Source organism: Geobacillus sp. B4113_201601, assembly GCF_001587475.1.
GTDB classification, from domain to species: domain Bacteria; phylum Bacillota; class Bacilli; order Bacillales; family Anoxybacillaceae; genus Geobacillus; species Geobacillus icigianus.
In genome coordinates this window covers 33,217-57,196 of record NZ_LQYX01000115.1, presented here as the reverse complement: position 1 = coordinate 57,196, position 23,980 = coordinate 33,217, and the positions used below count along the sequence as shown (strand labels likewise).

Annotated in this window: 21 protein-coding genes; 7 read left to right on the top strand and 14 right to left on the bottom strand. The window is 51.4% G+C overall.

Annotation, left to right across the window (positions count from 1 at the left end; all coding sequences use genetic code 11):
• The first annotated feature begins 489 nt into the window (after positions 1-489).
• The 3 genes from B4113_RS15965 (at position 490) to B4113_RS15955 (ending at position 2,755) form a co-directional block, all read left to right on the top strand.
• Positions 490-1,311, top strand: a complete 822-nt coding sequence (locus B4113_RS15965) for a basic amino acid ABC transporter substrate-binding protein (protein WP_033842789.1) — start codon at positions 490-492, stop codon at positions 1,309-1,311.
• Positions 1,312-1,379: 68 nt separating this feature from the next.
• Positions 1,380-2,036, top strand: coding sequence for an amino acid ABC transporter permease (locus B4113_RS15960; protein ID WP_033017983.1), 657 nt, complete (start codon positions 1,380-1,382; stop codon positions 2,034-2,036).
• Positions 2,033-2,755 (top strand): amino acid ABC transporter ATP-binding protein, encoded by a 723-nt coding sequence (locus B4113_RS15955; protein WP_033842788.1) that lies wholly within the window; start codon positions 2,033-2,035, stop codon positions 2,753-2,755. The genes B4113_RS15960 and B4113_RS15955 overlap by 4 nt, the downstream gene beginning before the upstream one ends.
• Positions 2,756-2,866: 111 nt before the next feature.
• On the opposite strand, the gene qoxD is transcribed toward B4113_RS15955, so the two are convergent.
• The 5 genes from qoxD to B4113_RS15930 all read right to left on the bottom strand — a co-directional run bounded on the left by qoxD (position 2,867) and on the right by B4113_RS15930 (position 7,707).
• On the bottom strand, positions 2,867-3,166 hold the full coding sequence (gene qoxD / locus B4113_RS15950) for a cytochrome aa3 quinol oxidase subunit IV (protein WP_033017979.1): 300 nt from the start codon (positions 3,164-3,166) through the stop codon (positions 2,867-2,869).
• Position 3,167: 1 nt separating this feature from the next.
• Positions 3,168-3,782 (bottom strand): cytochrome aa3 quinol oxidase subunit III, encoded by a 615-nt coding sequence (qoxC, locus tag B4113_RS15945; protein ID WP_033017978.1) that lies wholly within the window; start codon positions 3,780-3,782, stop codon positions 3,168-3,170.
• 3 nt (positions 3,783-3,785) lie between these two features.
• Positions 3,786-5,732 (bottom strand): cytochrome aa3 quinol oxidase subunit I, encoded by a 1,947-nt coding sequence (gene qoxB, locus B4113_RS15940; protein ID WP_033842786.1) that lies wholly within the window; start codon positions 5,730-5,732, stop codon positions 3,786-3,788.
• 18 nt (positions 5,733-5,750) lie between these two features.
• Complete coding sequence (gene qoxA, locus B4113_RS15935; protein ID WP_033842785.1) at positions 5,751-6,656, bottom strand: cytochrome aa3 quinol oxidase subunit II; 906 nt, start codon at positions 6,654-6,656, stop codon at positions 5,751-5,753.
• 310 nt (positions 6,657-6,966) lie between these two features.
• On the bottom strand, positions 6,967-7,707 hold the full coding sequence (locus tag B4113_RS15930) for an RNA methyltransferase (RefSeq protein WP_033842784.1): 741 nt from the start codon (positions 7,705-7,707) through the stop codon (positions 6,967-6,969).
• Between the two features lie 231 nt (positions 7,708-7,938).
• Between B4113_RS15930 and B4113_RS15925 the strand changes: the two genes are divergently transcribed.
• Positions 7,939-9,327 carry an amino acid permease gene (locus B4113_RS15925; protein ID WP_061912671.1) on the top strand — a complete coding sequence of 463 codons (1,389 nt, stop codon included), beginning with the start codon at positions 7,939-7,941 and terminating at the stop codon, positions 9,325-9,327.
• Between the two features lie 530 nt (positions 9,328-9,857).
• Here the strand turns inward: B4113_RS15925 and B4113_RS15915 are convergent.
• Positions 9,858-11,258, bottom strand: a complete 1,401-nt coding sequence (locus B4113_RS15915) for a hypothetical protein (RefSeq protein ID WP_061912669.1) — start codon at positions 11,256-11,258, stop codon at positions 9,858-9,860.
• 187 nt (positions 11,259-11,445) lie between these two features.
• On the opposite strand from B4113_RS15915, the gene B4113_RS15910 reads away from it, so the two are divergent.
• Both B4113_RS15910 and manA read left to right on the top strand, forming a co-directional pair.
• Positions 11,446-12,969, top strand: coding sequence for an FAD-dependent oxidoreductase (locus tag B4113_RS15910; protein WP_061912668.1), 1,524 nt, complete (start codon positions 11,446-11,448; stop codon positions 12,967-12,969).
• Positions 12,970-13,110: 141 nt separating this feature from the next.
• Positions 13,111-14,073: a mannose-6-phosphate isomerase, class I gene (manA, locus tag B4113_RS15905; RefSeq protein ID WP_061912667.1), complete on the top strand. Its 963-nt coding sequence runs from the start codon at positions 13,111-13,113 to the stop codon at positions 14,071-14,073.
• A 102-nt stretch (positions 14,074-14,175) separates the two neighbouring features.
• Here the strand turns inward: manA and B4113_RS15900 are convergent, their stop codons facing one another.
• Positions 14,176-15,318 carry a glycerate kinase gene (locus tag B4113_RS15900; RefSeq protein ID WP_061912666.1) on the bottom strand — a complete coding sequence of 381 codons (1,143 nt, stop codon included), beginning with the start codon at positions 15,316-15,318 and terminating at the stop codon, positions 14,176-14,178.
• Between the two features lie 303 nt (positions 15,319-15,621).
• Here B4113_RS15900 and B4113_RS15895 point away from each other — a divergent pair, with 303 nt between their 5' ends.
• Positions 15,622-16,860 (top strand): GGDEF domain-containing protein, encoded by a 1,239-nt coding sequence (locus B4113_RS15895; protein ID WP_061912665.1) that lies wholly within the window; start codon positions 15,622-15,624, stop codon positions 16,858-16,860.
• Between the two features lie 121 nt (positions 16,861-16,981).
• Here B4113_RS15895 and rlmH read toward each other — a convergent pair whose 3' ends face one another.
• From rlmH to walK, 7 genes are all read right to left on the bottom strand, one after another.
• Positions 16,982-17,461, bottom strand: a complete 480-nt coding sequence (rlmH, locus tag B4113_RS15890; protein WP_061912664.1) for a 23S rRNA (pseudouridine(1915)-N(3))-methyltransferase RlmH — start codon at positions 17,459-17,461, stop codon at positions 16,982-16,984.
• 83 nt (positions 17,462-17,544) lie between these two features.
• The gene (locus B4113_RS19180; RefSeq protein WP_082799330.1) at positions 17,545-17,694 is read right to left on the bottom strand and encodes a CxxH/CxxC protein; all 150 of its coding nucleotides are present in this window, start codon (positions 17,692-17,694) and stop codon (positions 17,545-17,547) included.
• A gap of 228 nt (positions 17,695-17,922) precedes the next feature.
• Entirely contained in the window at positions 17,923-19,143 is a 1,221-nt protein-coding gene (locus B4113_RS15885; protein ID WP_061912663.1) for a S1C family serine protease, read from the bottom strand.
• Positions 19,144-19,248: 105 nt separating this feature from the next.
• Entirely contained in the window at positions 19,249-20,043 is a 795-nt protein-coding gene (locus B4113_RS15880) for an MBL fold metallo-hydrolase (protein WP_061912678.1), read from the bottom strand.
• A gap of 8 nt (positions 20,044-20,051) precedes the next feature.
• The gene (locus B4113_RS15875; protein WP_061912662.1) at positions 20,052-20,834 is read right to left on the bottom strand and encodes a two-component system regulatory protein YycI; all 783 of its coding nucleotides are present in this window, start codon (positions 20,832-20,834) and stop codon (positions 20,052-20,054) included.
• Positions 20,821-22,152 carry a YycH family regulatory protein gene (locus tag B4113_RS15870; RefSeq protein WP_061912661.1) on the bottom strand — a complete coding sequence of 444 codons (1,332 nt, stop codon included), beginning with the start codon at positions 22,150-22,152 and terminating at the stop codon, positions 20,821-20,823. The genes B4113_RS15875 and B4113_RS15870 overlap by 14 nt, the downstream gene beginning before the upstream one ends.
• Positions 22,145-23,974, bottom strand: coding sequence for a cell wall metabolism sensor histidine kinase WalK (gene walK / locus B4113_RS15865; RefSeq protein WP_061912660.1), 1,830 nt, complete (start codon positions 23,972-23,974; stop codon positions 22,145-22,147). The genes B4113_RS15870 and walK overlap by 8 nt, the downstream gene beginning before the upstream one ends.
• Positions 23,975-23,980: the final 6 nt, after the last annotated feature.

The following is a 23,980-nucleotide window of genomic DNA, read 5'->3' as shown; positions in this document are numbered from 1 at the left end:
ATTTACACAATAGTTTTATTTTTTTCCATAGGGCAACAAAAATGGTTCGTTGCCACAACGTGTCCTTGGCAAGTGAGACTTCTTTTCGCATCGCCTTAAAATTGTTGATTCGTTAACAGAAGGAAAGATGGCATGGGTTGAACCAGTCAAGCACAACTTTTAGTGAAGAGCGGTAAAAATACCAATCAATAAAACCATTGCTTGCAGGGTTTTCTTTTGATATAATATTCAGTAAAGTTCGACATTTACCTTTTGCCGTCTTGTCCAACTAGAAGTTATTTTATAAAAATTCATTTTCGATTTTAATCCCACGACTACCTTTTGGAAAACCAAACAAAACACTTGATAAATACAAGATTTTCCCCATTTATACGGAGGTACCAAAATGTTCAAACAATTATTTTTATAAAACCTATTGCATAATCAAAAAAATATTGATAGTATGATAATCGTTCATCGACCATGATTCCAAAGGGGGATTTTTATAAGATGTGGAAGAAGAAAAGTTTGTTTGCAGCCATCGTGGTTGCGCTGATGATGGCGCTCGCCGCGTGCGGCAGCAAGTCGAAAGAAACAAGCTCACCGTCGGGAAGCGAAGGGGAAGCAAAGAAAAAAATCGTTGTCGGAACGGACGCGGCGTTCGCACCATTTGAGTACATGGAAAAAGGAAAGATTGTCGGATTTGACGTCGATCTTCTCGACGCAGTCATGAAAGAAGCCGGTTTGGACTATGAACTGAAAAACATCGGCTGGGATCCGCTGTTCGCCGCGCTACAAAGCAAAGAAGTCGATATGGGCATTTCCGGCATCACGATTAAGGATGAACGGAAACAATCGTACGATTTCTCAGCACCGTACTTTGAAGCGACGCAAGTCATCTTAGTCAAAGAAAACAGCCCGGTGAAAAACGCCCTTGATCTGAAAGGAAAAACGATCGGTGTGCAAAACGCGACTACAGGGCAAGAAGCGGCTGAAAAATTGTTTGGCAAAGGCAACCACATCAAAAAATTTGAAACGACCGTTGTCGCGATTATGGAAATGTTAAACGGCGGTGTGGAAGCGGTCATTACAGACAACGCCGTCGCTAATGAATACGTCAAAAACAACCCAACGAAAAAGTTGAAAGTCATCGAAGACCCGAACAACTTTGCATCGGAATATTACGGAATGATCTTCCCGAAAAACAGCGAGTTAAAAGCAAAAGTGGACGACGCATTAAAGAAAGTGATCGACAGCGGCAAATACACGGAAATTTACAAAAAATGGTTTAATAAAGAACCGAATATCCAACGCCTAGGTCAATCATCGTGAACAAACGAAACAGAAACATGCGTAACTGCCAGCAAGTTACGCATTTTTCGTAGAGAAAGGTGAGATCAATGGATTTCCGTTTTGACATTATTGTTGAGTATGCGCCTTACTTTTTCCAAGGGCTGCTGGCGACGATCGGCGTGTCATTGGTCGGCATCATCTTCGGCCTCATCCTCGGCCTGTTCATCGGCCTTGGCAAAATGGCCCATCATCCGCTCGTCCGCCTTCCCTTTACTTGGTACATCAACTTTTTCCGCGGCACGCCGCTCGTCGTGCAAATTTTGCTCGTCCATTTCGGCGCCATGCCGCTCTTGCTTGCCGAACCAAACGCCATCGTTTCATTGGCCGTCTCGCTGTCGCTGAACTCGGCTGCCTATGTAGCAGAAATTTTCCGCGCCGGCATCCAATCGATCGATAAGGGACAAATGGAAGCCGCCCGCTCGCTCGGGATGACCCACGCGCAAGCCATGCGTTACATCATCTTGCCGCAGGCGTTGAAGCGAATGATTCCACCGTTTGCGAACGAGTTTATCGTTTTGATTAAAGATTCGTCGCTCGGGATGGTCATCGCCGCTCCGGAAATGATGTACTGGGGAAAAGCGGCCGCCGGCGAATATTATCGCGTCTGGGAGCCGTATTTGACCGTTGCGTTCGTTTATCTTGTTTTGACATTGTCTTTAAGCAAGCTGTCACATTATCTTGAAAGGAAGTATTCGACCCAATGATCGACGTACGGCAACTGAAAAAATCGTTTGGTTCGCTTCAAGTATTGAAAGGAATCGACGTCCATATCCGCGAAGGAGAAGTCGTCGTGGTCATCGGTCCGTCGGGTTCGGGGAAATCGACGTTTTTGCGTTGCTTAAATCTCCTTGAGGATTTCGATGAAGGGGAAATTATCATTGACGGCCTCAATTTGAAGGCGAAAGACACGAATTTAAATAAAGTGCGGGAAGAAGTCGGCATGGTGTTTCAACGCTTCAACTTGTTTCCGCATATGACGGTGCTCAACAACATTACGCTGGCGCCGATGAAAGTGCGTCAATGGCCGCGTGAAAAAGCGGAAGCGAAGGCGATGGAGCTGCTCGCCAAAGTCGGCTTGCAAGATAAAGCGCACGCCTATCCGGATTCCCTTTCCGGCGGACAGTCGCAGCGTGTCGCCATCGCTCGTGCGCTCGCCATGGAACCGAAAATCATGCTCTTTGACGAACCGACGTCAGCGCTTGACCCGGAAATGGTCGGCGAAGTGCTCTCGGTCATGAAGCAGCTGGCCAATGAAGGGATGACGATGGTCGTTGTCACCCATGAAATGGGCTTTGCCCGCGAAGTCGGCGACCGCGTCTTGTTTATGGACGGCGGCTACATCGTCGAAGAAGGAAAGCCGAAAGAGTTGTTTGATCGCCCGCAGCACGAGCGGACGAAAGCATTTTTGTCCAAAGTATTGTAAACGCGTCTTGCCCCATTGAAGGCAAGACGCTTTTTTACGGCGGAAACGCCGTGCTTTCGCCTCGTCTTTTAGGATAGAAAAAAGCTGGCCGTGGACTCGGCCAGCTTCGCTCTACAACACAAACTGCATGACCCAAATCGAACCGGCGACAACGACAACCGCGATAAAGAAACTGTACATCATATTGAACGTCTGCATGCGGCCGCTGTCGCTTTCGTTGACGTGCATGAACATAAACAGCTGCAAGCTGGCTTGGATGACGGCAAACAGCACAATGATGCCAATGACTGCCTTGAGCGGCAGCCCGGACGAGAGCGCCACCCAAAGCGCCGCAAACGTCAAAACGAGCGACAACAAAAACCCGATGATATGTTTCCACGGAAATGATTCTTGATGGCTGTTCGCGCCCATGTTAGATCACCATCCCTAACAAATAGACGAGCGTGAAGATGAAAATCCAAACGACGTCCAAAAAGTGCCAATATAAGCTGACAATAAACACTTTGCGAGCCGTTTTCGCCGTCAACCCTCGCTGGAGGAGCTGAATAATGATGAGAATCATCCAAGCGATCCCTAAACTGACGTGGGCGCCGTGCGTGCCGACAAGCACAAAGAAGCTGGACAGAAAGGCGCTCGTCTGCATCGTCGCCCCTTCATGGACGTAATGGATGAACTCGCGAAGTTCAAATGTGATGAACCCCGCGCCAAGCAGCAGCGTGACAAGCAGCCAAGCGATCAGCCCGCTCATGCGGCCGCGCCGCATTTCAAAAATGGCCAGCCCGCACGTAAAACTGCTCGTTAACAGCAACAGCGTTTCAATCAAAACGTCTTTTACCTCAAACAGCTCGCCTGCCGTCGGTCCGGAGCCGGTCCGTTGAAACAAGACGAGATACGTCGCAAACAGCGTCGCAAACAACGCGACTTCCGCCCCGAGGAAAATCCAAAAGCCCAATATGTTCAACCGACTCTCTTGTGTCCGATACTCCAATGGCATTGTTTCATCATAACGATGTGCCGCTTCTCCCATTCGTTACGCCCCCTTTCGCGCCGCCCGTTCCATCCGTTTAATCTCATCAACCGGAATATAGTAGCCGTCATCGTCTTCAAACGAGCGAAGAATCAACCCGAGCACAATGAACAGCGCACCTGCTATCGCTAGCGCAAACCATTTGAACACAAGGCCGAATCCGGCGACGAAAAATGCCACCGACATCCAAAACGGACGTCCTGAGTTGCTTGGCATATGGATCGGCTTCAAATCCTCTTCTTTCACGTGGAAGCCGCCATATTTTTTCTTCATCACCCAATATGCATCGATATCTTCCACCACCGGTGTCACCGGGAAATTGTAATGCACCGGCGGCGATGCCGTCGCCCACTCGAGCGTCCGCCCGTTCCACGGGTCGCCGGTCATGTCGCGCTCGCCGTAGCGCGCGCTGTAATAAATGTTATAGCAAAGCACGATAAATCCGATGCCCATCAGCACCGCCCCAACAGTCGCGACAACGTTCAGCGGCGTCCAGCCGAGACCGTCCGAGTACGTGTACATGCGGCGCGTCATCCCCATCAGTCCGAGGAAATACATCGGGAAGAAGCAGACGTTAAAGCCGATCATAAACAGCCAAAACGTCCATTTGCCGAGCCGCTCGTTCAATATATGGCCAAACATTTTTGGATACCAGTAGTGCAAGCCGGCAAAGCAGGCGAACACCGTCCCCGCGATCAACACGTAATGGAAGTGGGCGATGAGAAAATAGCTGTTATGATACTGGTAATCGGCCGCCGCCATCGCCAGCATCACCCCTGTCACACCGCCGATGACAAAATTCGGAATAAACGCCAGCGACCAAAGCATCGCCGTCGTAAAACGAATTTTTCCTTTACGGATCGTAAACAACCAGTTAAACACTTTCACCCCGGTCGGAATGGCGATCGCCATCGTAGTGATCGAGAACGCTGAATTCACCGCAGGCCCCGCACCCATTGTAAAGAAATGGTGCACCCAAACGATAAAGCTCAAGAAAGCGATCCCGACGATCGAACCGACCATCGCTTTATAGCCAAACAGCCGTTTTTGCGCAAACGTGCTGACGACTTCCGAAAAAATGCCGAACGACGGCAAAATCACGATATACACTTCCGGGTGGCCCCAAATCCAGAACAAGTTCGCCCACAGCATCGACATGCCGCCGTTGGCCATCGTGAAAAACTGCGTGTCAAATACGCGATCGAACGTCATTAGCGCCAAGGCGACCGTCAAAACCGGGAAAGCGAAAATAATGAGCACGCACGTAATAAGAATCGTCCACGTAAACATCGGCATGCGCATCAACGTCATGCCGGGCGCGCGCATTTTTAAAATCGTGACAAGGAAGTTGATCCCGGTCATGAGCGTCCCGATCCCGGAAATTTGCAAGGCAACGGCGTAGTAGTTGTTGCCAACGCCATGGCTGAATTCGTTCCCGGCCAACGGGAAGTACGCCGTCCATCCGGCATCCGGCGATCCGCCGATGACGAACGAAATGTTAAACAGCAACGCCCCGAAGAAAAAGAGCCAAAAACTCAACGCGTTCAAATACGGAAACGCGACGTCGCGCGCCCCGATTTGCAGCGGAACGACGATATTCATCAAACCGATGATAAACGGCATGGCCATAAACAAAATCATAATCGTCCCGTGCGTCGTGAAAATTTCATTATAGTGCTGGGCATCAAGAAATTTCATGTTCGGAGCGGTCAGCTGCGCCCGCATCAAAAGCGCATCGACGCCCCCGCGGAACAGCATGAGGACGGCGCAAATAATGTACATAACCCCGATTTTTTTATGGTCAACGGTCGTAAGCCATTCGTCCCACAGCCATTTCCACTTTTTAAAGTACGTCAATACAAACACAATGCCGATCATCGTTAAAACGATCGCCACATCGGCCGCATAAATGAGCGGCTCGCCGGTGACAAAAAACTCGCTCCACTTCATCGGTTCGCTCCTCCTTTCCTACTCTCCATGATGGTGACCTTCAGACATGCCGTCATCCCGTTGATGCTCGCGACCCTTCGAATGACCGTTTTCATGGTGGCTGTTTTGCTTGGCATGGTCGATCCACTCCAAGTGAGTGTTCGAAAACGTCATCCGCCCAACAAGCCCCGGTTTTAAAATTTGCGTATATGTTTTCTCATCGAGCTTCGGGGCGGTTTGTTTCACTTCCTTCACCCATTTGCGGAAGTCAGCTCCCGTTTGCGCGACGACCTCAAACTCCATATGGGCGAACTTTTCCCCGGAAAAGTTGGCGCTCCGCCCCATGTAAGAACCGGGTTTGTCCGCTTGCAAAATCAGCTCGGTCTCCATGCCATCCATCGCGTATTTTTGGCCGCCCAATTCCGGCACCCAAAACGAGTTCATCGGCCCGACGGAAGTCAGCTTAAACTTGACCGGCACACCGGCTGGAATATGAACGTAGTTGACCGTCTCGATGTTTTCTCCCGGATAGCTAAAAATCCACTTCCAGTTTGCCGCCGTTACATGAATCGTGATCGGCTTCACTTTCTCCGTCGGCGGCTTTTCCAAGGCAAACGTCGCCTTCACCGTCGGAACAGCGAGTGCAGCGACAATCAAAATCGGAATGGCCGTCCAGACGATCTCAAGCAGCGTATTCCCTTCCTCATCCGGCGGCTCATAATCAGCGTTTTCCGGCTTTTCGCGATAACGGATCAGAAAAACGGCAAACAACGTAAAAACAACCACAATAATCAACAACATAAAACCGATCGACCACATGATCAAATCATACTGCGTGCGCGCCACCGGCCCTTGCGGATTGAGCACAGCTGTGCGCTCCACACAGCCTCCAAGAAAAAGGAAAAGCGGCACCATCAGCAACGCCCGCCATTTTGCCCGTTTCATCGCTGTCAATCCCCCTTTATCCGCTCCGATCAAACAGAGCGATTCGATGTCACTTCTTCTTTGTTTCTACCATATCAAAATTGAAAATCGTTGAAATGAACAAAAGGAAAAATTCATAAATCAGCAAAACATTTGTCACAAACTGTTCAATCATTGTTCAAGAAATCGCCACTTCTTTTCCTCTATTAGGCAACATGGGAAAGGCGGACAAACTTGAACAGCCGTTTTCCTCCCGTGCCTTATATGGGCAATGTCCCAACGCGAACAGGACGAATGCGGAGACCGTCCAAAGCAAAACAGCCGGGCATCCTTACTGAAAGGAACCCGGCTGTCCGCCTTTCCCCATCGTATATCCTCGTTGTTCCAGCTGTTTGCGGATGCGCGGCTGCAACGTCTGCCACATCCATTGTTCATAAAGCGCCCGTTTCTCCTCAAACGACAAATAGTAGCGCTCACCGACTTGGCGGCGCGCCCGTTCCGTGACATCATAGAGGGCCAACGCGGCGGCGACGGAAATATTAAAGCTTTGCACAAACCCGTGCATCGGAATGATAAACGTTCCGTCCGCTAGGCGAAGCGCCTCTTCCGACACGCCGCGGTGCTCGTTGCCAAACAGCAGCGCCGTCGGCCGCGACAAATCGATGGCGGAGAGCGGAACCGCTCCGTCGCCCAAATAGCTTGCGTACACTTGATAGCCGCGCTGCTTCAAGTCGGCGACCGCCGTTTGCACATCCGGCTTTTGATGCAACGTCAACCATTGATCGGCATAGCGCGTCACAAGCCGGTTCGGAGCAAACGGCGCCCTTCCGGCTACAATGGAAACATCTTGGACGCCAAACGCTTCCGCCGTCCGCAGCACCGCGGCCTGATTGTGCGGATCGTCAACCGCCTCCATCATCACGGTAATGTAGCGGGTGCGCTCGTTCAGCACCTCATGCATCCGCTGAAGCCGACGCGGCAAAATCATTTCCCAAACCGGGCGCGTCGATTCGGTGAGCAGCCCTTCTTTTTGGAGCTGTTCAACGATCGCCTTCGCCTCCCGTTCTTCCATCTGCCTAACCTCCGCTTCTCTTTTTGTGTTTTCCATTGTACAAAAGAGGGCGCAAAGGGCGCAATTCCATTATTTTTAAATATTATTCAAACTATTTTTTAAATATCAATTAGAAACCATTGCCCGTTTACAAATAGTTATTATATCAATTAATATTTTATTGTAAGCGTTTTAATAATCGTTTTTTAGAAAATGATTTTGATATTCTTAGTTTTTAAGGAGGGAAAAGAAATGGAACAAAAACAGCCGCAATTGCATCGCGGATTGGAAGAACGGCATATCTCACTGATGTCGCTCGGCGCCGCCATCGGCGTCGGCCTGTTCCTTGGCTCGGCCTCGGCGATTGAAATGGCAGGCCCGGCGATTTTACTCGCGTATGCGCTAAGCGGTGTCGTCATGTTTTTCATTATGCGCGCGCTAGGGGAAATGGCCGTTGACCATCCGGTCGCCGGCTCATTCAGCCGCTACGCTTACCAATATTTAGGCCCGCTGGCCGGCTACTTGACCGGCTGGAATTATTGGTTTTTATGGGTCGTTACGTGCATTGCGGAAATCACTGCCGTCGGCATTTACATGCAATTTTGGTTTCCAGACACGCCGCGCTGGGCGTGGGCGCTCGCGGCATTAATGGTCATGACATTGGTCAACTTTCTTGCTGTCAAAGCCTACGGGGAGTTTGAGTTTTGGTTTGCTTTCATCAAAATTGTCACGATCGTTGCCATGATTGTCATTGGTTTTGGCATGATTGCTTTCGGTATCGGCAACGGGGGCGTTGCCACCGGCATCAGCAACCTTTGGAAACATGGTGGCTTTTTCCCGCATGGAATCGGCGGCGTTTTGATGTCACTACAAATGGTGATGTTCGCCTATCTAGGCATCGAAATGATCGGCGTCACCGCCGGCGAAGTCAAAAACCCGCAAAAATCATTGACCAAAGCGATCAACAGCGTTTTTTGGCGCATCTTGATCTTCTATGTCGGCGCCCTGTTTGTCATCATGTCCATTTATCCTTGGAACGAAATCGGCGAAAAAGGGAGCCCGTTTGTGCTGACATTTGAAAAAATCGGCATTCACGCCGCGGCTGGCATCATTAACTTTGTCGTCTTAACGGCCGCCCTGTCGTCGTGCAACAGCGGCATTTTCAGCACGAGCCGAATGCTGTTTAACCTCGCCGAACAACAAGAGGCCCCACAGGCGTTTGGCCGCCTAACGAGCCGCGGCATTCCCGGCGTTGCCTTGATTGTCACCGCCGTGGCGATGCTGGTCGGCGTTTACTTGAACTATGTATCGGAAAAAGTGTTTCAATGGGTGACAAGCGTGGCGACATTTGGCGCGATTTGGACGTGGGCGATGATTTTGCTGTCGCAGCTGAAGTTCCGCAAGCAGCTCAACGCCGAACAAGTGAAGCGGCTCGCGTTCAAGCTGCCGTTTTATCCGTACAGCACGTACGTCTCATTGGCCTTTTTGCTCGCGGTGGTCGCCTTGATGGCATACTTCCCGGATACACGCATCGCTTTATTGGTTGGTCCGGCTTGGCTCCTTCTCTTGACAGCAGTATATTTCGCAAAAGGCATGCATCGTCGTCAGCACAACCGTGAATCGAAAAAACAAGCCGGCTGAAAAACGAAACGCCCCCTCGAACGGCCTCCCTAGACAGACGGAGATCGTAGCGCCGACCGTTTCGCCGGCATCATTCAGAAAAACGAGACTGACCAAAACGGTTGACTGTTCTCAAAATAGTCGCCCATTGCCGTGCAGCAGCCGCTTTATATTAGCAATGAGAGGAAAGCTTAATCCAAAAGGTTGACTGTCTTCAAGATAACTTCCTTGATGAAACAATTTCGTCACCATCAGAAGGATGAACATCCCTTTGCCTATGTTCGAATGGCAGGTATTTTCACGATAGACACAACATGTCGTGCAACAGAAGCAGTCAGCACGTATATAGCAATGAAAGAGGGTATCCCGATCCTTTTGGGACACCCTCTCCTTTTCGCTTTTCTTACACTTCGTTTGCGCGATCGACGTTTTCGTTTCCAAGACGATGAGTTGTTGCCACCGGCGGCACTTGTCGGCTTTTTCGTTCCTTTCCAATCGTTCACCGACCGATCCGATTTTCAACCTTCTTCCGGCACATCGGTCCAGTTTCCTCACTCATGCCGACCAAGTTGCTTCTTGTCGGCTCCGATGTACGCCTGACGCGGGTGATTGGGCTGATCCGGATATTGGAGACGAATTTTTCCTTCCTCTAATAGTTTCCCTAAGTAGTTGTTGCGCAGCCCGTCCGGCGTTCGCTCCAACAGTGCCGCCAGTTCTTTTAAACGAAGCGGCCGTTCATGGCATAAACGAACGATCAATTCCTCCATCACCGCTGGGGCGAGCCGCTTTTTTCGCCGCGCCAATTCCGCCATCTTCCACAACCGTTCATCAACCGCCTCTTCTTCTTCATCCGTACCGCCGATGCCGATTTCGCTACTTACGAAGTCGGGTGCGCTGTTTACGGAGTTGGGCGGTTTAGTTACGGAGTTGGGCGAGATATTCATGGAGTTGGCATCGCTATTTAAGGAGTTTTCGGCCTTGCTTACGAAGTTAGACCCGCTATTTACGTAGTTTGGTTCGTTATTAACGAAGTTGGGCTTTATATTTATGGAGTTAGGAGTGTTATTTACGAAGTTTTCATCGCGATCCAACTCGCCTGATTCCATCCATTCTTGTTCGATCTGTTGCACAACTTCGTCTATCCCTGTTTCAATTGTGGCGCTCGTTTCTTCTGGAAACGGCAACAAGCATAGTGTCACGATCGTCCGGTCGGGAGCGGTTTGTTGCGAAATATCGACCGGAGCGGCGAGCGTCCGTCCGCAGCCGTCACTCATCCGTTTCAAACCGGAGCCGGCCCGTTTGCACACGTCGATCAGCAAAAACATTTTAAAAATATTCGGGTTGCGCAAGTTGCTCATTTGCCCAGCCATCGCCGCCTCAATCGGAATGCGAAACCGCCCGGGATTGGCAAAGCGAAACGAAGCGCCGTCCTTCTCTACGATGATGCCGCCTTCCTCCCCATAATCCGCATGGACAAGCGCGTTGACCAACGCCTCCCGCAGCACCATCCGCCCTTCTTCTGACCAAACGTGGCGCTCCGCTTCAGCGAGCACGCGAAAATAAAAGTCGTAGACGTTTCCCGACCACGTTCCGTCTTGCGAGGTGAAGCGCTTCATCCAACCGGCTTCCGCCCGCTCCGCATGCTCCCGATACTCCAAAAAGTACTGCGGGAGCACCTCGGTGATGATCCGCTCTTCACTGAACATCAACAATCCGGCGAGGGTCAACCCTTCTTTGCTGCTGTCGCGCAGTTTGCCCCACGCTCCGATTTTGTATAAAAATTCTTTTGTCTCGAGGCCGTTCCACGGATGGTCGGGCTTCACCCGCGCAAACCGCTCCCGATAGTGATTGACGGTCTCAAAGTTGAGCTCGCTTACGCTGTAATGTTCCAAAATCAGACTGTCGGCCCATGAATGGGCGCGATCATGAAACGGGTTTGTATATTTATTCACTTCTGATCTTCCTTTAACATTATTTTCACAAAATCTTTTTTCCTCTTTTCTTTCTATTGTATCATCTTTTCCTGCCGTTGCGGACGGTTGCGAAAAAAGAAACGGGTGTGGATAGGTGGAATAACACGCCATAACCGAGAGCAAACTACCAAAAACGAGACTGTGGACAGTTAAGGAGGTTTCATCCATGTCATCTCTTCCTTCAGCTGTGGAACCATACTGGCGCGATTCCGTTCCGCTTCCGTCGTTTTCAACGCTTGACGAAGACATTTCCGTTGATGTTGCGGTGATCGGCGGCGGCATTTCCGGAATTACGACCGCTTATTTGCTCGCCACGCAAGGAGTCCGTGTCGCTCTTGTCGAGGCCGATCGATTGCTCAACGGAACAACGGGCCATACGACGGCAAAAATCACCGCTCAACACGATCTTATTTACGATGAACTGATCAGTCACTTTGGCGCGGAAAAAGCGCGCCTTTATTACGACGCTTGCATGGATGCGCTCCGCTTCATCCGCCTTACCGTCGAAAGCCGGGAAATCGATTGCGATTTTGGCGAACAAGATGCCTACGTCTATACAACATCTTCCTCCTCTTTACCCAAACTTGTGAAAGAGTGGGAGGCGTACGAACAGCTCGGCATTGAGGGCGCTTTTGTCGATTCGATTCCTCTGCCGCTGCCAGCGACAGCGGCGGTCGTAATGAAAAAACAGGCGCAGTTCCATCCGCTTACGTATTTACTCAAGCTTGTTGAAGTCATCGTCAACGCCGGTGGCGCCATTTATGAACATACGCCCGCTGCAGACATCGAACAAGGGAAGCGGTTGGCTGTCATCACCCGAAACAAGCGGCGGATTGCGTGCGACCATGTCGCTATTTGCTCCCACTTTCCGTTTTACGATGGGGGATTTTACTTTTCGCGCATGTACGCCGAACGTTCATACGTATTGGGAGTCACGGTCGCCGAGCCGTATCCGGGCGGGATGTACTTAAGCGCCGACGATCCGAAGCGCTCCATTCGTTCCGTTGCCGCCAACGGTGAGACGCTGATTTTGATCGGGGGCGAGAACCATAAAACCGGCCAAGGTGTACCGACAATGCATCATTACGAGGCGCTGTCCTCATTCGCTTCTCAGCTGTTTACGGTGAAGGACATCCGTTATCGCTGGTCAGCCCAAGACTTGACGACGCTCGATAAAGTGCCGTATATCGGCCCGATGACAGCGGACACACCGACGATTTATGTCGCGACAGGATATCGAAAATGGGGAATGACAAACGGCACTGCCGCCGGACAGCTGCTGTCCGATCTCATTCTCGGCCGCGACAACCGGTATCGCGATTTGTATTCCCCATCGCGTTTTTACGCTGACCCGAGTGTGAAACAATTTTTCACCACCAATCTAGATGTCGCCAAACACTTGTTGGCCGGGAAAATAGAGCCAGTCAGCCGCCGGCCGCAAGATTTGGCGCGCGGCGAAGGGGCGGTTGTTGCGGTCAACGGAAAACGAGCTGGTGCCTACAAAGACGAGGCAGGAATGCTCCACGTTGTCGATACGACATGCACCCATATGGGCTGCGAATTGGAGTGGAACGGCGGGGATCGAACTTGGGACTGCCCATGTCACGGTTCACGCTTCTCGGTCGATGGCGCCGTCGTCGAAGGTCCAGCGACGCGCCCGCTGCGCCGCATCGAATGGGACGCGACATGACGAATGGAAAGTTGATCCCGATTCACGCATGCCCTGCAGTCCAACGAGCTTACCGTTTTCATTTGCCGCTGGCGCCATTCATGGTAAGATAAAAATGGATAAAGGATGGCATCGGCATGACGTTTTCGGGAGGGATGACGCATGGATTTTGAACCGATTTTTCTCACTCCTGTATTCCAAGAACGGATTTGGGGCGGCACAAAGTTGGCCGAACGATTCGGATATGAGATTCCATCCGCGCAAACGGGGGAATGTTGGGCGGTATCGGCTCATCCGCATGGCCAGACCAAAATCGCCCAGGGACCGTTTGCCGGAATCACACTGGGACAACTTTGGGAGGAACGCCGCGACTTGTTCGGCCATTTTCCATCGGATCGTTTTCCGCTATTGACAAAAATTTTGGATGCGAACGCTGATTTATCAGTGCAAGTTCACCCGGATGACGACTACGCGAAGACACATGAGGGCGGGGAACTCGGCAAAACGGAGTGCTGGTACATCATTGACTGCAAGCCGGGGGCCGAGTTGATTTACGGCCATTATGCGGAAACGAAGGAACAGCTGCGCGCCATGATGGAGGCGGGGGAGTGGGACCGCCTGCTCCGGAAAGTGCCCATTCAGCCCGGTGACTTTTTCTATGTCCCGAGCGGCACGATCCATGCGCTCTGCGAAGGAACGCTCGTTCTCGAGACGCAACAAAGCTCCGACACAACGTACCGCGTCTATGACTACGACCGCGTCGACAGCCACGGACGGAAACGCGAACTCCATCTGGAAAAAGCGCTGGATGTCACCACGGTTCCGCACCGCGACGCCGATGTTCGCCCCTATGTCGCCGAGTTTCCGGGGGCAACGGTGACGACCTTCGTGGAGGGGGATTACTTTGGCGTCCAAAAATGGAACATCCATGACACGTTCACGTCAGCGCAGACAAAGCCGTTTCTCATCGTCAGCATCCTCCGGGGCGAAGGCGAACTCATCCACAATGGGCGCGCTTATCCGCTTCGCTACGGGGACCATTTGATTTTACCGCACCAATTCGGCTGCTTCACGATCCAAGGGACACTCGAGGCGATCGCCTCATGGCCGCGGGCAGGCAAATAAACGGGCCGTGCTCGCCGCGCCTAGCACCAATGTCTCTGCTAGATAAGGAACAGGCGCTCCGTCGTTTCGCACGGGCGCCTGCTTTCTTTTTTTCCCTAGTCCTCACCCTCTGCTTTGGCCGAGACGATACACCGCAGCGATGTGTCGCGCCGTCTGCACCACATACTGTTTCGCCTGCTCCAGCGCCTTGTCAAGCGGCACGACGCCAGGAACAATCGTAAACAATGCGTCAATGCCGTGATCCAACACGACATGACTGTCTTCGCCCAATGACCCGGCAATGCCGATGACCGGGACGCCAAACCGTTTCGCTGTTTTCGCGACACCGATTGGCGTTTTGCCGAAAACCGTCTGTCCATCGATCCGTCCCTCGCCCGTGATCACCAAATCAGCGTCTTTGACGCGTTCTGCTAGTTGGACGGCTTCGATCACAAGATCGACGCCGCGCCTCAACCGCGCCTTTAGAAACGCCAGCAATCCCGCTCCTAAGCCACCCGCCGCACCAGCGCCCGGGATGTCGCCGACCCGCCTCCCGAGTTCGCGCTCGACGACATCCGCATAATGCGCCAAATTCCGGTCGAGAACGGCGACCATGTCGGGCGTCGCCCCTTTTTGCGGGCCAAAGATGACGGACGCGCCGTTCGGCCCCGTAAGCGGATTCTCGACGTCACAAGCGACCTCAATGCAAACGTCTTCAAGGCGTGGATCCAGCCCAGAAAGGTCAATCGCATATAGATCGGCCAAAGCGCCTCCTCCCGGACCAATGTCGCGGCCGTCGCGATCCAACAGCCGTCCACCTAGCGCTTGCACCATGCCCGCTCCCCCGTCGTTCGTCGCACTGCCGCCAATGCCGATCACCAAGCGAGTCGCCCCGGCATCGAGCGCCGCACGAAGTAATTCCCCTGTTCCGCGCGTCGTCGTCAGCAGCGGATTGCGGCGATGGCGGGGAACAAGGTGGAGTCCCGAGGCGGCCGCCATTTCAATCACCGCTGTCTTTCCGTCGCCAAGCAAGCCGAAAAACGCCGGCACAGGGTCGCCTAACGGTCCTGTCACTTCGACGTTTATCAAGCGGCCATTCGTTGCGTCAACCAACGATTGTACGGTTCCTTCCCCGCCATCGGCCATCGGCACTTTCACATAGTCCGCTTCCGGAAACACGGCGCGAAACCCACGCTCCACCGCCTCAGCGACTTCGAGCGCCGAAAGACTTTCCTTAAATGAATCAGGAGCAATGACAATTTTCACATTTTTCCCCTCCCTGGCTTTGGGGTTCATGTCAAATTTCGCGAAAAAAGTCGAAAAACCATGCCATTCTGTCTATTTTCACAATTATGTATATAGTACTATAATAGACTTAACTGCTCGTTTGTTTGCTCCAAATAAGAACATATTCATGCCTTTGGGCCCCGTCTTCACCGCCCGCTGCCGCCTGCCGCCGCTCAAACGGTGACCGGGAACGCGCTGCCATGGTGGTTAGCCATCCTTTTCTTTGGCGTTGTTTCGCCAGCCCAAAAGTGGTCAGAGGTCAGATCATAGGAGAGAGTTGAGATGTTATTTCAAGCGCGACCAGTGATTTTCATCCTTTTTTTCGTTTCGATCATCATCGTTGCTGTGTCCGAGCCGCCCGTCCTTGATCGCACTTATGCCGTTGCCTTGTTGGTTTATTGGGTGTTTTCGAGCTTATATTCGCATTTGCGCGTCGTCGACAAAACGAAAAACAACATTCCGGTCGACTACGGCATCAACTATAGCCTGTCGTTCGCCTTGTTTGCCGGCCCGCTTGGACTGTTTCTGTTCGAGGCGTTGCTTCGCTTGACAGAGCATGGGACGAAAAAGTACTTGAAAACCGCGGAGCCTGATGAATGGCTGCACACGCTGTACAACATCGGCTCGTTTGTGACATTCAATTCGCTGGCATTTGCCATATACAGCTTCTTGGCTCCACTGTTTGAGACCGTTCCGTTCATCGGATTTTGGCTGCTGATCTTCCTGCTTGTTGTGACCGTTTCCTTCTTGACTGACTGTTGCTTAATCGTCATTTTCTACATAACAGGCGACATTCAAACAAGGCGCGAAGCTCTCGATTTTATTAAAACGAGAAGCTGGGCTGATATGGCTAAAACCGCGCTGACCAATGGCTTGCTGTTTCTCTTTTTGCAAGAGCAGCGCTGGGACATGCTTTTATGCTTGTTTCTGCTCAACTATTTCGTCAGCCGCTCCTTTTTTTCCAAGTCACAAAGCATCCAGCATAAGCTCGAGCGCGACCATTTTGAAAAAATGGCTTATACCGACTTTTTGACCGGCGTCCACAACCGCGCCTTCATGGACCAAACGATTGCCAAGCTAAACGGAACAGGGGAATGGATCGGCGTTGTCGTCGCCGACATCGACAATTTTAAGAGAATTAATGACACATACAATCACGCGGTCGGCGATGAAGTCATCCGCCACTTTACCTCAATCTTGAGACGATTTTTGCAAGAAGAAGATTTTCTATTCCGCAGCGGCGGCGAGGAATTTACGATGTTTTTGCGCCATCGCACCTTTGAACAATGCATCCAACTTGTGGAAGAAATGCGAAAAGCGGTGCAACGCAGCACGGTGTTTGTCGATTATGGGATGAGCAAACAGACCGTATCGTATACATCGTCCTTTGGTCTTTACTTTTTTCGAGCCGAGGGGACGATGTCAATCGAAAAGGCGTACATTTATGCCGATCATTTATTGCTTCGCTCAAAAGAAAGCGGCAAAAACAAAGTGTCTGCCCAATGTGGGGGAGCTGCCTAGTCAGGCCGCTCCTTTTCCATCCCCTCGCCAGCGCACCGGCCAACCGGAACAAGCGAAAAACCCGGCTATCACCCGAGGCGAACGCCGAGCTCAGCCCGCTTTGTTTACGAAACGACCTGTCTTACTTATGATACGGCTCCCCCCGGTTGATGCGGAAGGCGCGGTAAATTTGCTCGAGCAAAATGAGCCGCATCAGCTGATGGGGGAACGTCATTTTTGAAAACGACAGCGCCTCATCGGCACGCGCCATCACTCGTCTGCTCAAGCCGAGCGAGCCGCCGATGACGAAAGCGATGTTGCTCTGCCCGTAGGTCGCCAGCTCATCGAGATGGGCAGCAAACTGCTCGGACGATTTCATCTTCCCTTCGATAGCCAGCGCGATCACATAGGCGCTGTCAGGGATGTGAGCCAACAGCCGCTCTCCCTCTCGCTCTTTGATTCGTTCCTCTTCAAGCGGACTCGCCCGCTCGGGAGTTTTTTCGTCCGCCACCTCGATGATCTCGATTTTGGCATACGGGGATAACCGCTTTTTATATTCATTCACTCCAGCGATTAGGTAGGTCTCTTTCAACTTACCCACAGCGGCAATGCAAATATGCACAATCCATCCCCACCTTGTAAACACTTTATCAACAACATTTATCCACATATACACAATATATATCCACATATTGTGTAAAAATATTAGCTTCCTACTACATATATGGCCCTCTTCCCGCAAAACCAACACCTGTTTTCATCGTTATCCACAGGGGCCAAGTCAGGGGCTCGTTCCGTTTCATCCACATATTCATCAATGGCGGCATCAATATGTTCTTCACATGTGAATATCATCGCTTCCCCCTCCTTATCGCCCGTTTATGAGCAGGAATCCGTGCCAGCCAACCGGTTCGTTCATGGAAAAGTTCCAGGGGCAGCGATCTGCCCTCGACCGTGCCAGCGCGGCATTTTCACAGAAACGTTCCATGGGCGGCGCGCCCCGCCCTCCACCCAAGGATGAAAATCCGTGCCGGTTCGGCGTTTTCACGGAAAGAAGGAGCGGTCTCGCTCCTTCTTCTTTGTTTAATACGATTCACGCGCCAGTTTTAAAGTAACTGTCCGTTTTTTCCCATCGCGGTAAAACGTTACGTCCATCCGGTCTCCAATCGACTTTTTCGTGTACAAGTACTTGCGCAGATCGAGCACGTTGCGAATTTTCTCGCCGTCAAGCGCCACAATGACGTCGAATTGCTGCAAGCCGGCTTGGGCCGCTGGCGACATCGGGACAACTTGAATAACGGCAGCACCTTCGGTTACGTTTGCCGGCAAATGAAGCGTCGCTTGCCAATGATATGACGGAATGTCGCTTAACGAGCGAAGCTCCACGCCCATATATGGGCGGCGCACTTGACCATATCGCTCCAAATCGGAAATGATCGGGATGGCGGCATTGATCGGAATGGCAAAACCGATGCCCTCGACAGCCTCTTGGGCGATTTTCATGGAATTAATGCCGATGACTTGCCCTTTAATATTTACAAGGGCGCCGCCGCTGTTGCCCGGGTTGATGGCCGCATCGGTCTGCAATACTTCGGCATTCCAGTCGGGATTGCCGTCTTGGTCCAAATCCACTTCCACCGTCCGGTTCGTTCCGGAGATGATGCCTTGCGTCACTGAGCCTGCGAACTGCAAACCGAGCGGATTGCCGATGGCGATGACCGGCTCTCCCGGCTTCACGGCGTCAGAGTTGCCGAACTGGGCGATTTTTTTCACATGTTTCGCCTCAATTTCCAGCACGGCCAAATCCATCAGTACATCGCTCCCGAGCAGCTTCGCCGGCACCCTCGTTCCGTCCTTCAAGCTGACTTCCAGCTGGCTTGCGTTTTCAACGACATGATGGTTTGTGACGATAAACGCCCTTCCTCCCGCCTTTTTGTAAATGACCCCCGATCCAACGCCGGTTTCTTCACCTTGTGACCAGAAGCCTGCCGCTTGAATATTGACAACGCCAACAACGGCATCCGACACTTGAGCGATGGCTTTCGTGACCGCTGTGGTCACGTCAACAGAAACGCTTTGCTGGATGGGAGGGGTGCCATTGTCCCCTGCCCGCTCTTCTCCGCCAGCTTGCTCGGAAGGGGCAACATTGTATGGGAGAATGTCCCAACGGGAAAGCGCTGGAATCGAAAGGAGCACGAGCCCGCCTCCCAGTATGGCGCCGACGAACGCCGAGGCAAACGAGCCGCCGCGCCGTGTTCGTCTCGTTTGACCGTGCGATTCATAATGATCATCGTAATATCCCATGCCCATCACCACCTTTTTCTATATTTCTCTCCATCCCTCATTATAATCATGAACAGAGAAAAAAATCCAATCGGTGCCCGTTGCGCAGCCAAAGCCGCACCGCCATTAGACGCAAGCGAGCGCGGTCGCCTGATGCGGATCGGTATCGTACAGATGAAAGCGGCCGCCGACCGCGAGGCCTTTTTGTTCCAGTGTTTGCGCTACGGTCATGCGCGCCAGCTCCTTCATATTGTTGTCTTGGCTCAGATGGGCCAAATAAATTCGCTTCGTCCGGTCGCCGATCACATCGGCCAACGCCAAGCCCGCCTCCTCGTTCGAAATGTGGCCGACATCGCTTAAAATGCGGCGCTTGACGTTCCACGGATACCTTCCCATTCGCAACATGCCGATGTCATGGTTGCTTTCAAACACGAACACGTCGGCGTTCTCCACTGTCTTTTTCATCCGCTCGCTCACATAACCGGTGTCGGTGAGCAAGGCGAGTTTTTTTCCGCCGCAATGGAAGACGTAAAACATCGGCTCGGCAGCGTCGTGGGAAACACCGAATGATTCTACATCAAGATCGCCGAACGTCTTTACCGCGCCGAGCGGAAAAACGAACTTTTGTTCACTCGGGATTTCCCCGATCGCCGCCTCCATCGCTCGCCATGTTTTTTCATTGGCAAAGATCGGCAAGCGATATTTGCGCGCTAAGACGCCAAGCCCCTTAATGTGATCGCTATGTTCATGGGTGACAAGAAGCGCATGCAGTTCGCTTGGGTGGCGGCCGATTTGCGCAAACAGCGCCTCCAGTTGTTTGCCGCTCAAACCGGCATCGACAAGCAGACGCTGGCGATCCGTTTCCACATAAAAGGCGTTGCCGGTGCTGCCGCTTGCCAGTACGCTAAATCGCATCGTCATGTTCGTTTTCACTCCAAAACATTTCCTTGGTCATTGATGACTTGTCCTTCAAAGGCGTTGACGAAATAATCTTCCTTGCGATTGACGACAATATGCCATGTCGGTGTCAATACTTGAGAGGCGGTGAATTGGACAAGTCCGTAATAGCCGAGTTCGACCTTAGTGACGCGGTCCCCCGGCTGCAAATACCCTTTTCGATACAGCGTTTCAAGCGCCTTGATCGCTGGGACGATGTCTTGTTTTCGTTCATATTTTTCCAAGTCGTCCAACATCGTCTGTTCATAGGACAATGCTTCCTGCTTTTTGTTTACATGGATGACCAGCTTGCTGTTTTCGTTGCCATAAATCATTTTGCCGTCGTACACTTGATAACAGATAACTGTCCCTTCATTTTCATTGAACGACCAAAAGGCATACTGTCCCCCGTTGACCATGTAATGCTGCAAAAACTCGCGCAGTCGATACGGGTCATCGACCGGCAAAACAAGCGGACGGGTAAATGTTCCTTTGATTTTTGTTTTTCCTTCGATTTTCACTTTTTGGCTCGGCAACTTTTTCACATCGGCCTCGGTGAATTGACGACTTTTGCCGCTGACATACGCCGCCTTCGTCACTTCTTTCGGCAGCTCGACATACGTAATGCCATTGGCCTCAAGCTGCTCTTCAATCGTCGTTTCTAAAATGACGTCCAGCTGGCTGCTGCTTCGTTTTTCCATAAATTGATAGCCTAAAAAGCAGTCGAGAACGAGGAAGACGATGATAAAAATGGTCTTCGTTTTACTCCAATCCATGCGCTTCCCCTCCTCGTTCCGTTCCGCTCGGTGCCACCTTTTTCCACGTTTGCCCGTATAAATAAAACCATGCTGGTTCAAGGCGGATCACTTTTTCCCGATCGGGATCTTTCACGAGCTCATAGCCGATGACGATATTTTTGATCAGCGACCGGCGGACGCCTTTCATTTGTTCGAGCTGTTTGACGGCTTCGCGGCCGGACGGCAGCGTTTTCGGCGTGCGGCTACGGTCAGCGATTTCTAAGCGAAAGAGCGGGCGTTGATACTTCATTAAATCGCTCGCCCCCCACGTTTCCACAATTTCAGACATGCCATAATCGTTAAAAACCGGATAGCCGTTGACAACGAGCTGGAACACGACTTTCCGATCTTCTTCGTTCCAGCGGGCGAAATGGTACAGATCCGTCCAGCCGCCATGTTCGTTGACAAATTCAATGCTTTTTTGAATGAGATGGGTTTCCGGCTCTGTCTGCCCGCTGTTTGAGACGCGCGCCGCCGGATTGACGTATAAAAGCATGCGTTGCAGAAAATCAACATCCATCAGCCTTGATCCATCCGTATACTCTTCACCGAACGGAATGAGATCTTTTTTGACGAAGCTGGGGTCGCTAAACAGCGCCTCTTTAAACTTATCAGCGTCCAGCTCATCTGTATAATATTGCAGGCTGTTCAACGTCACTTCGTTTTCCGGCAAATAAAGTTGCTTCATTTCACTGATCGGGTAGGCGAAATACCGAGGAAAACGGTTCGCCTCCCTCGCCAGCCGGTTGATGACGGATAGCGAAGCGTCGGTGGCGGTCGCCCGGTAAATTTTCCGCTTATCGGTCGCGATAAAGTATACAGGAAACTCGTTCTTTCCGCCAAGCGGAACAACGAGACGGTCAAACGCCAATCCTTCCGTTTTTTTGTCTTCAATCGTAAAAATCAAGCGGTAAATATCCATCGGCACTTCGTCGGGATAAATGACTTCTAGCCGCTCCTTGCCGCTTAAAAACGATAAAAACTTCCCTTGTGGGACAGAAGAAGAAATATCTTCGAAGTCATCAAGCGACCATTTTCTGATCTCTTTTAACGCTTCATTTTTTTCCTCTTCTTTCACGACCGCATAGTGGATCCCGTTTTTATGAATCAGCATTTGTTCCGGCTGCACAACCATTGCCGTGTCCACTTGCGTATTGCTTACGGAGACGTGTTGAATGTATTCATCGCTGCTTTGCAACACGTCGTATCTTGGGTGGTATGTCCATAAAGCAAACGTCAGCATCACGCTGATGAATACGAGCGCCGTCAACACGATGGTTTTGATCGTTTCATACATCGTCCCAGTCATCCTTTTGTTCTCGTTCTACCGGCAATGTAAAGTAAATCGTCGTTCCTTTATGTTCTTTGCTTTCCGCCCAAATGGTTCCGCCATGGGCTACGACGACTTCTTTGGCAATGGCCAGCCCGAGGCCGGTCCCGCCCAGTTTGCGCGACCGCGCCTTATCAACGCGGTAAAAACGTTCAAATATTTTGCCTAAGTCAGCCTTCGGAATGCCGACCCCTTCGTCGCTAACGCTAACGATGATTTCATCAGCTAGCTGGCGCACGCGGAACGTAATCGTCCCGCCTTGAGGAGAGTATTTCAACGCGTTGGAAATGATGTTGTCCAACACTTGCGTAATTTTGTCCTCATCCACTTCAATAAAAATCGCCTCACGGGGAATTTTGCGGACGAACCGGATGTTGTCGCTTTTCGTCAGCTCAAACCGGTCAATGACTTTATGAAAATAGGCTGAAAAATTGATCCATGTTTTCTTGAGCTTGTAGTCTTTGCTGTCGAGCTTGGACAGATGAAGCAAATCGTTGACGAGCCGGATCATCCGCTCGGTTTCATTTTGCACGACTTGAATGAACCTTGGAGCGATGTCTTTATCTTGCCAAGCGCCGTCAGCGAGCGCTTCTAAATAGCTTTTCATCGTCGTGAGCGGTGTGCGCAATTCATGCGACACGTTGGCGACAAACTGCCGCCGCTCGCGGTCGATTTTTTCCTGTTCGGTAATGTCGTGCAAAACGACGATCAATCCGTTGACAAATCCGCCCTCTTTTTGAATCACCGACAACGATGCGCGCAAAATGTACAGTTCCTCATCCGTGCTGAAATCTAAAATGAGCGAATCGCGCTCCTCGAGCAGCGTTTCAAACGTATACTGGTCGGCAAGGCCGAGCACGTCAACGATCGAACTGGACAGCACTGTTTCACGTGAAACATTCAAAATGTTTAGCGCGGCATCGTTAATGAGAATGACGCGCCCCCGGCGGTCGGTCGCGATCACGCCATCGGTCATATGCGTCAACACTGACTCGAGCTTGCGCCGCTCCCCTTCGGTGGTCGCCTGCGCTTCTTGCAATTTTTTCGTCAAATTGTTGAACGTCATCGCCAATTGGCCGATCTCATCGTAGCCGTACACTTTGACTTTGCGGGAGAAGTCTCCTCTTGTCATCGCCAGTGCTTGCCGGCGCATATCGGAAATCGGGCGAGTGATCGTGCGCGACAAAAAAATGCCGAGCACGGCGGTAATGGCGAGAGCGATCCCCGTTCCGGTCGCCAAAATCATATTGATTTGCCGCATTTGCGAAAAGACGTTTTCCATCGAAGCGATGACGTAAATAACGCCCTTAATTTCCCCGCTCGTTTTGATCGGTGTCGAGGAAATATACATGCGATGGCCCGTCTTTTGATCGAGCATCATTTGATCAACCATTTCCCCAGTAATCAGCGACCGCTTGATATAAATTTGCGTTGTCCGCTTTCCGACGATGTTTTGCGTATATGGGTTGGACGTCGCCAGCACTTTTCCTTTGTCATCGATCACTTGCACTTCGGAAATGTCTTGAGAAACGAAGTCATGAAGAAGCGAGCGGATGTCTTCTTCTAATGTCGGGCTATTCTCATCCCGCTCCCGATTCATCGCCTGCTCGATATTATAAGCGAGCAGCGTCACCCGCTCATTCAACGAGTTTTTAAAGTTTTGCACGAGTTCGGTTTCCAATTTACGGACGAAGTAGACGCCGATAATTTGCATGGCGACGAGAATTAACAGCACATAAATGATGACAAACTTAAAATGAATGGAACGAAACGGCCCAACTTTTTTCATGTTCGT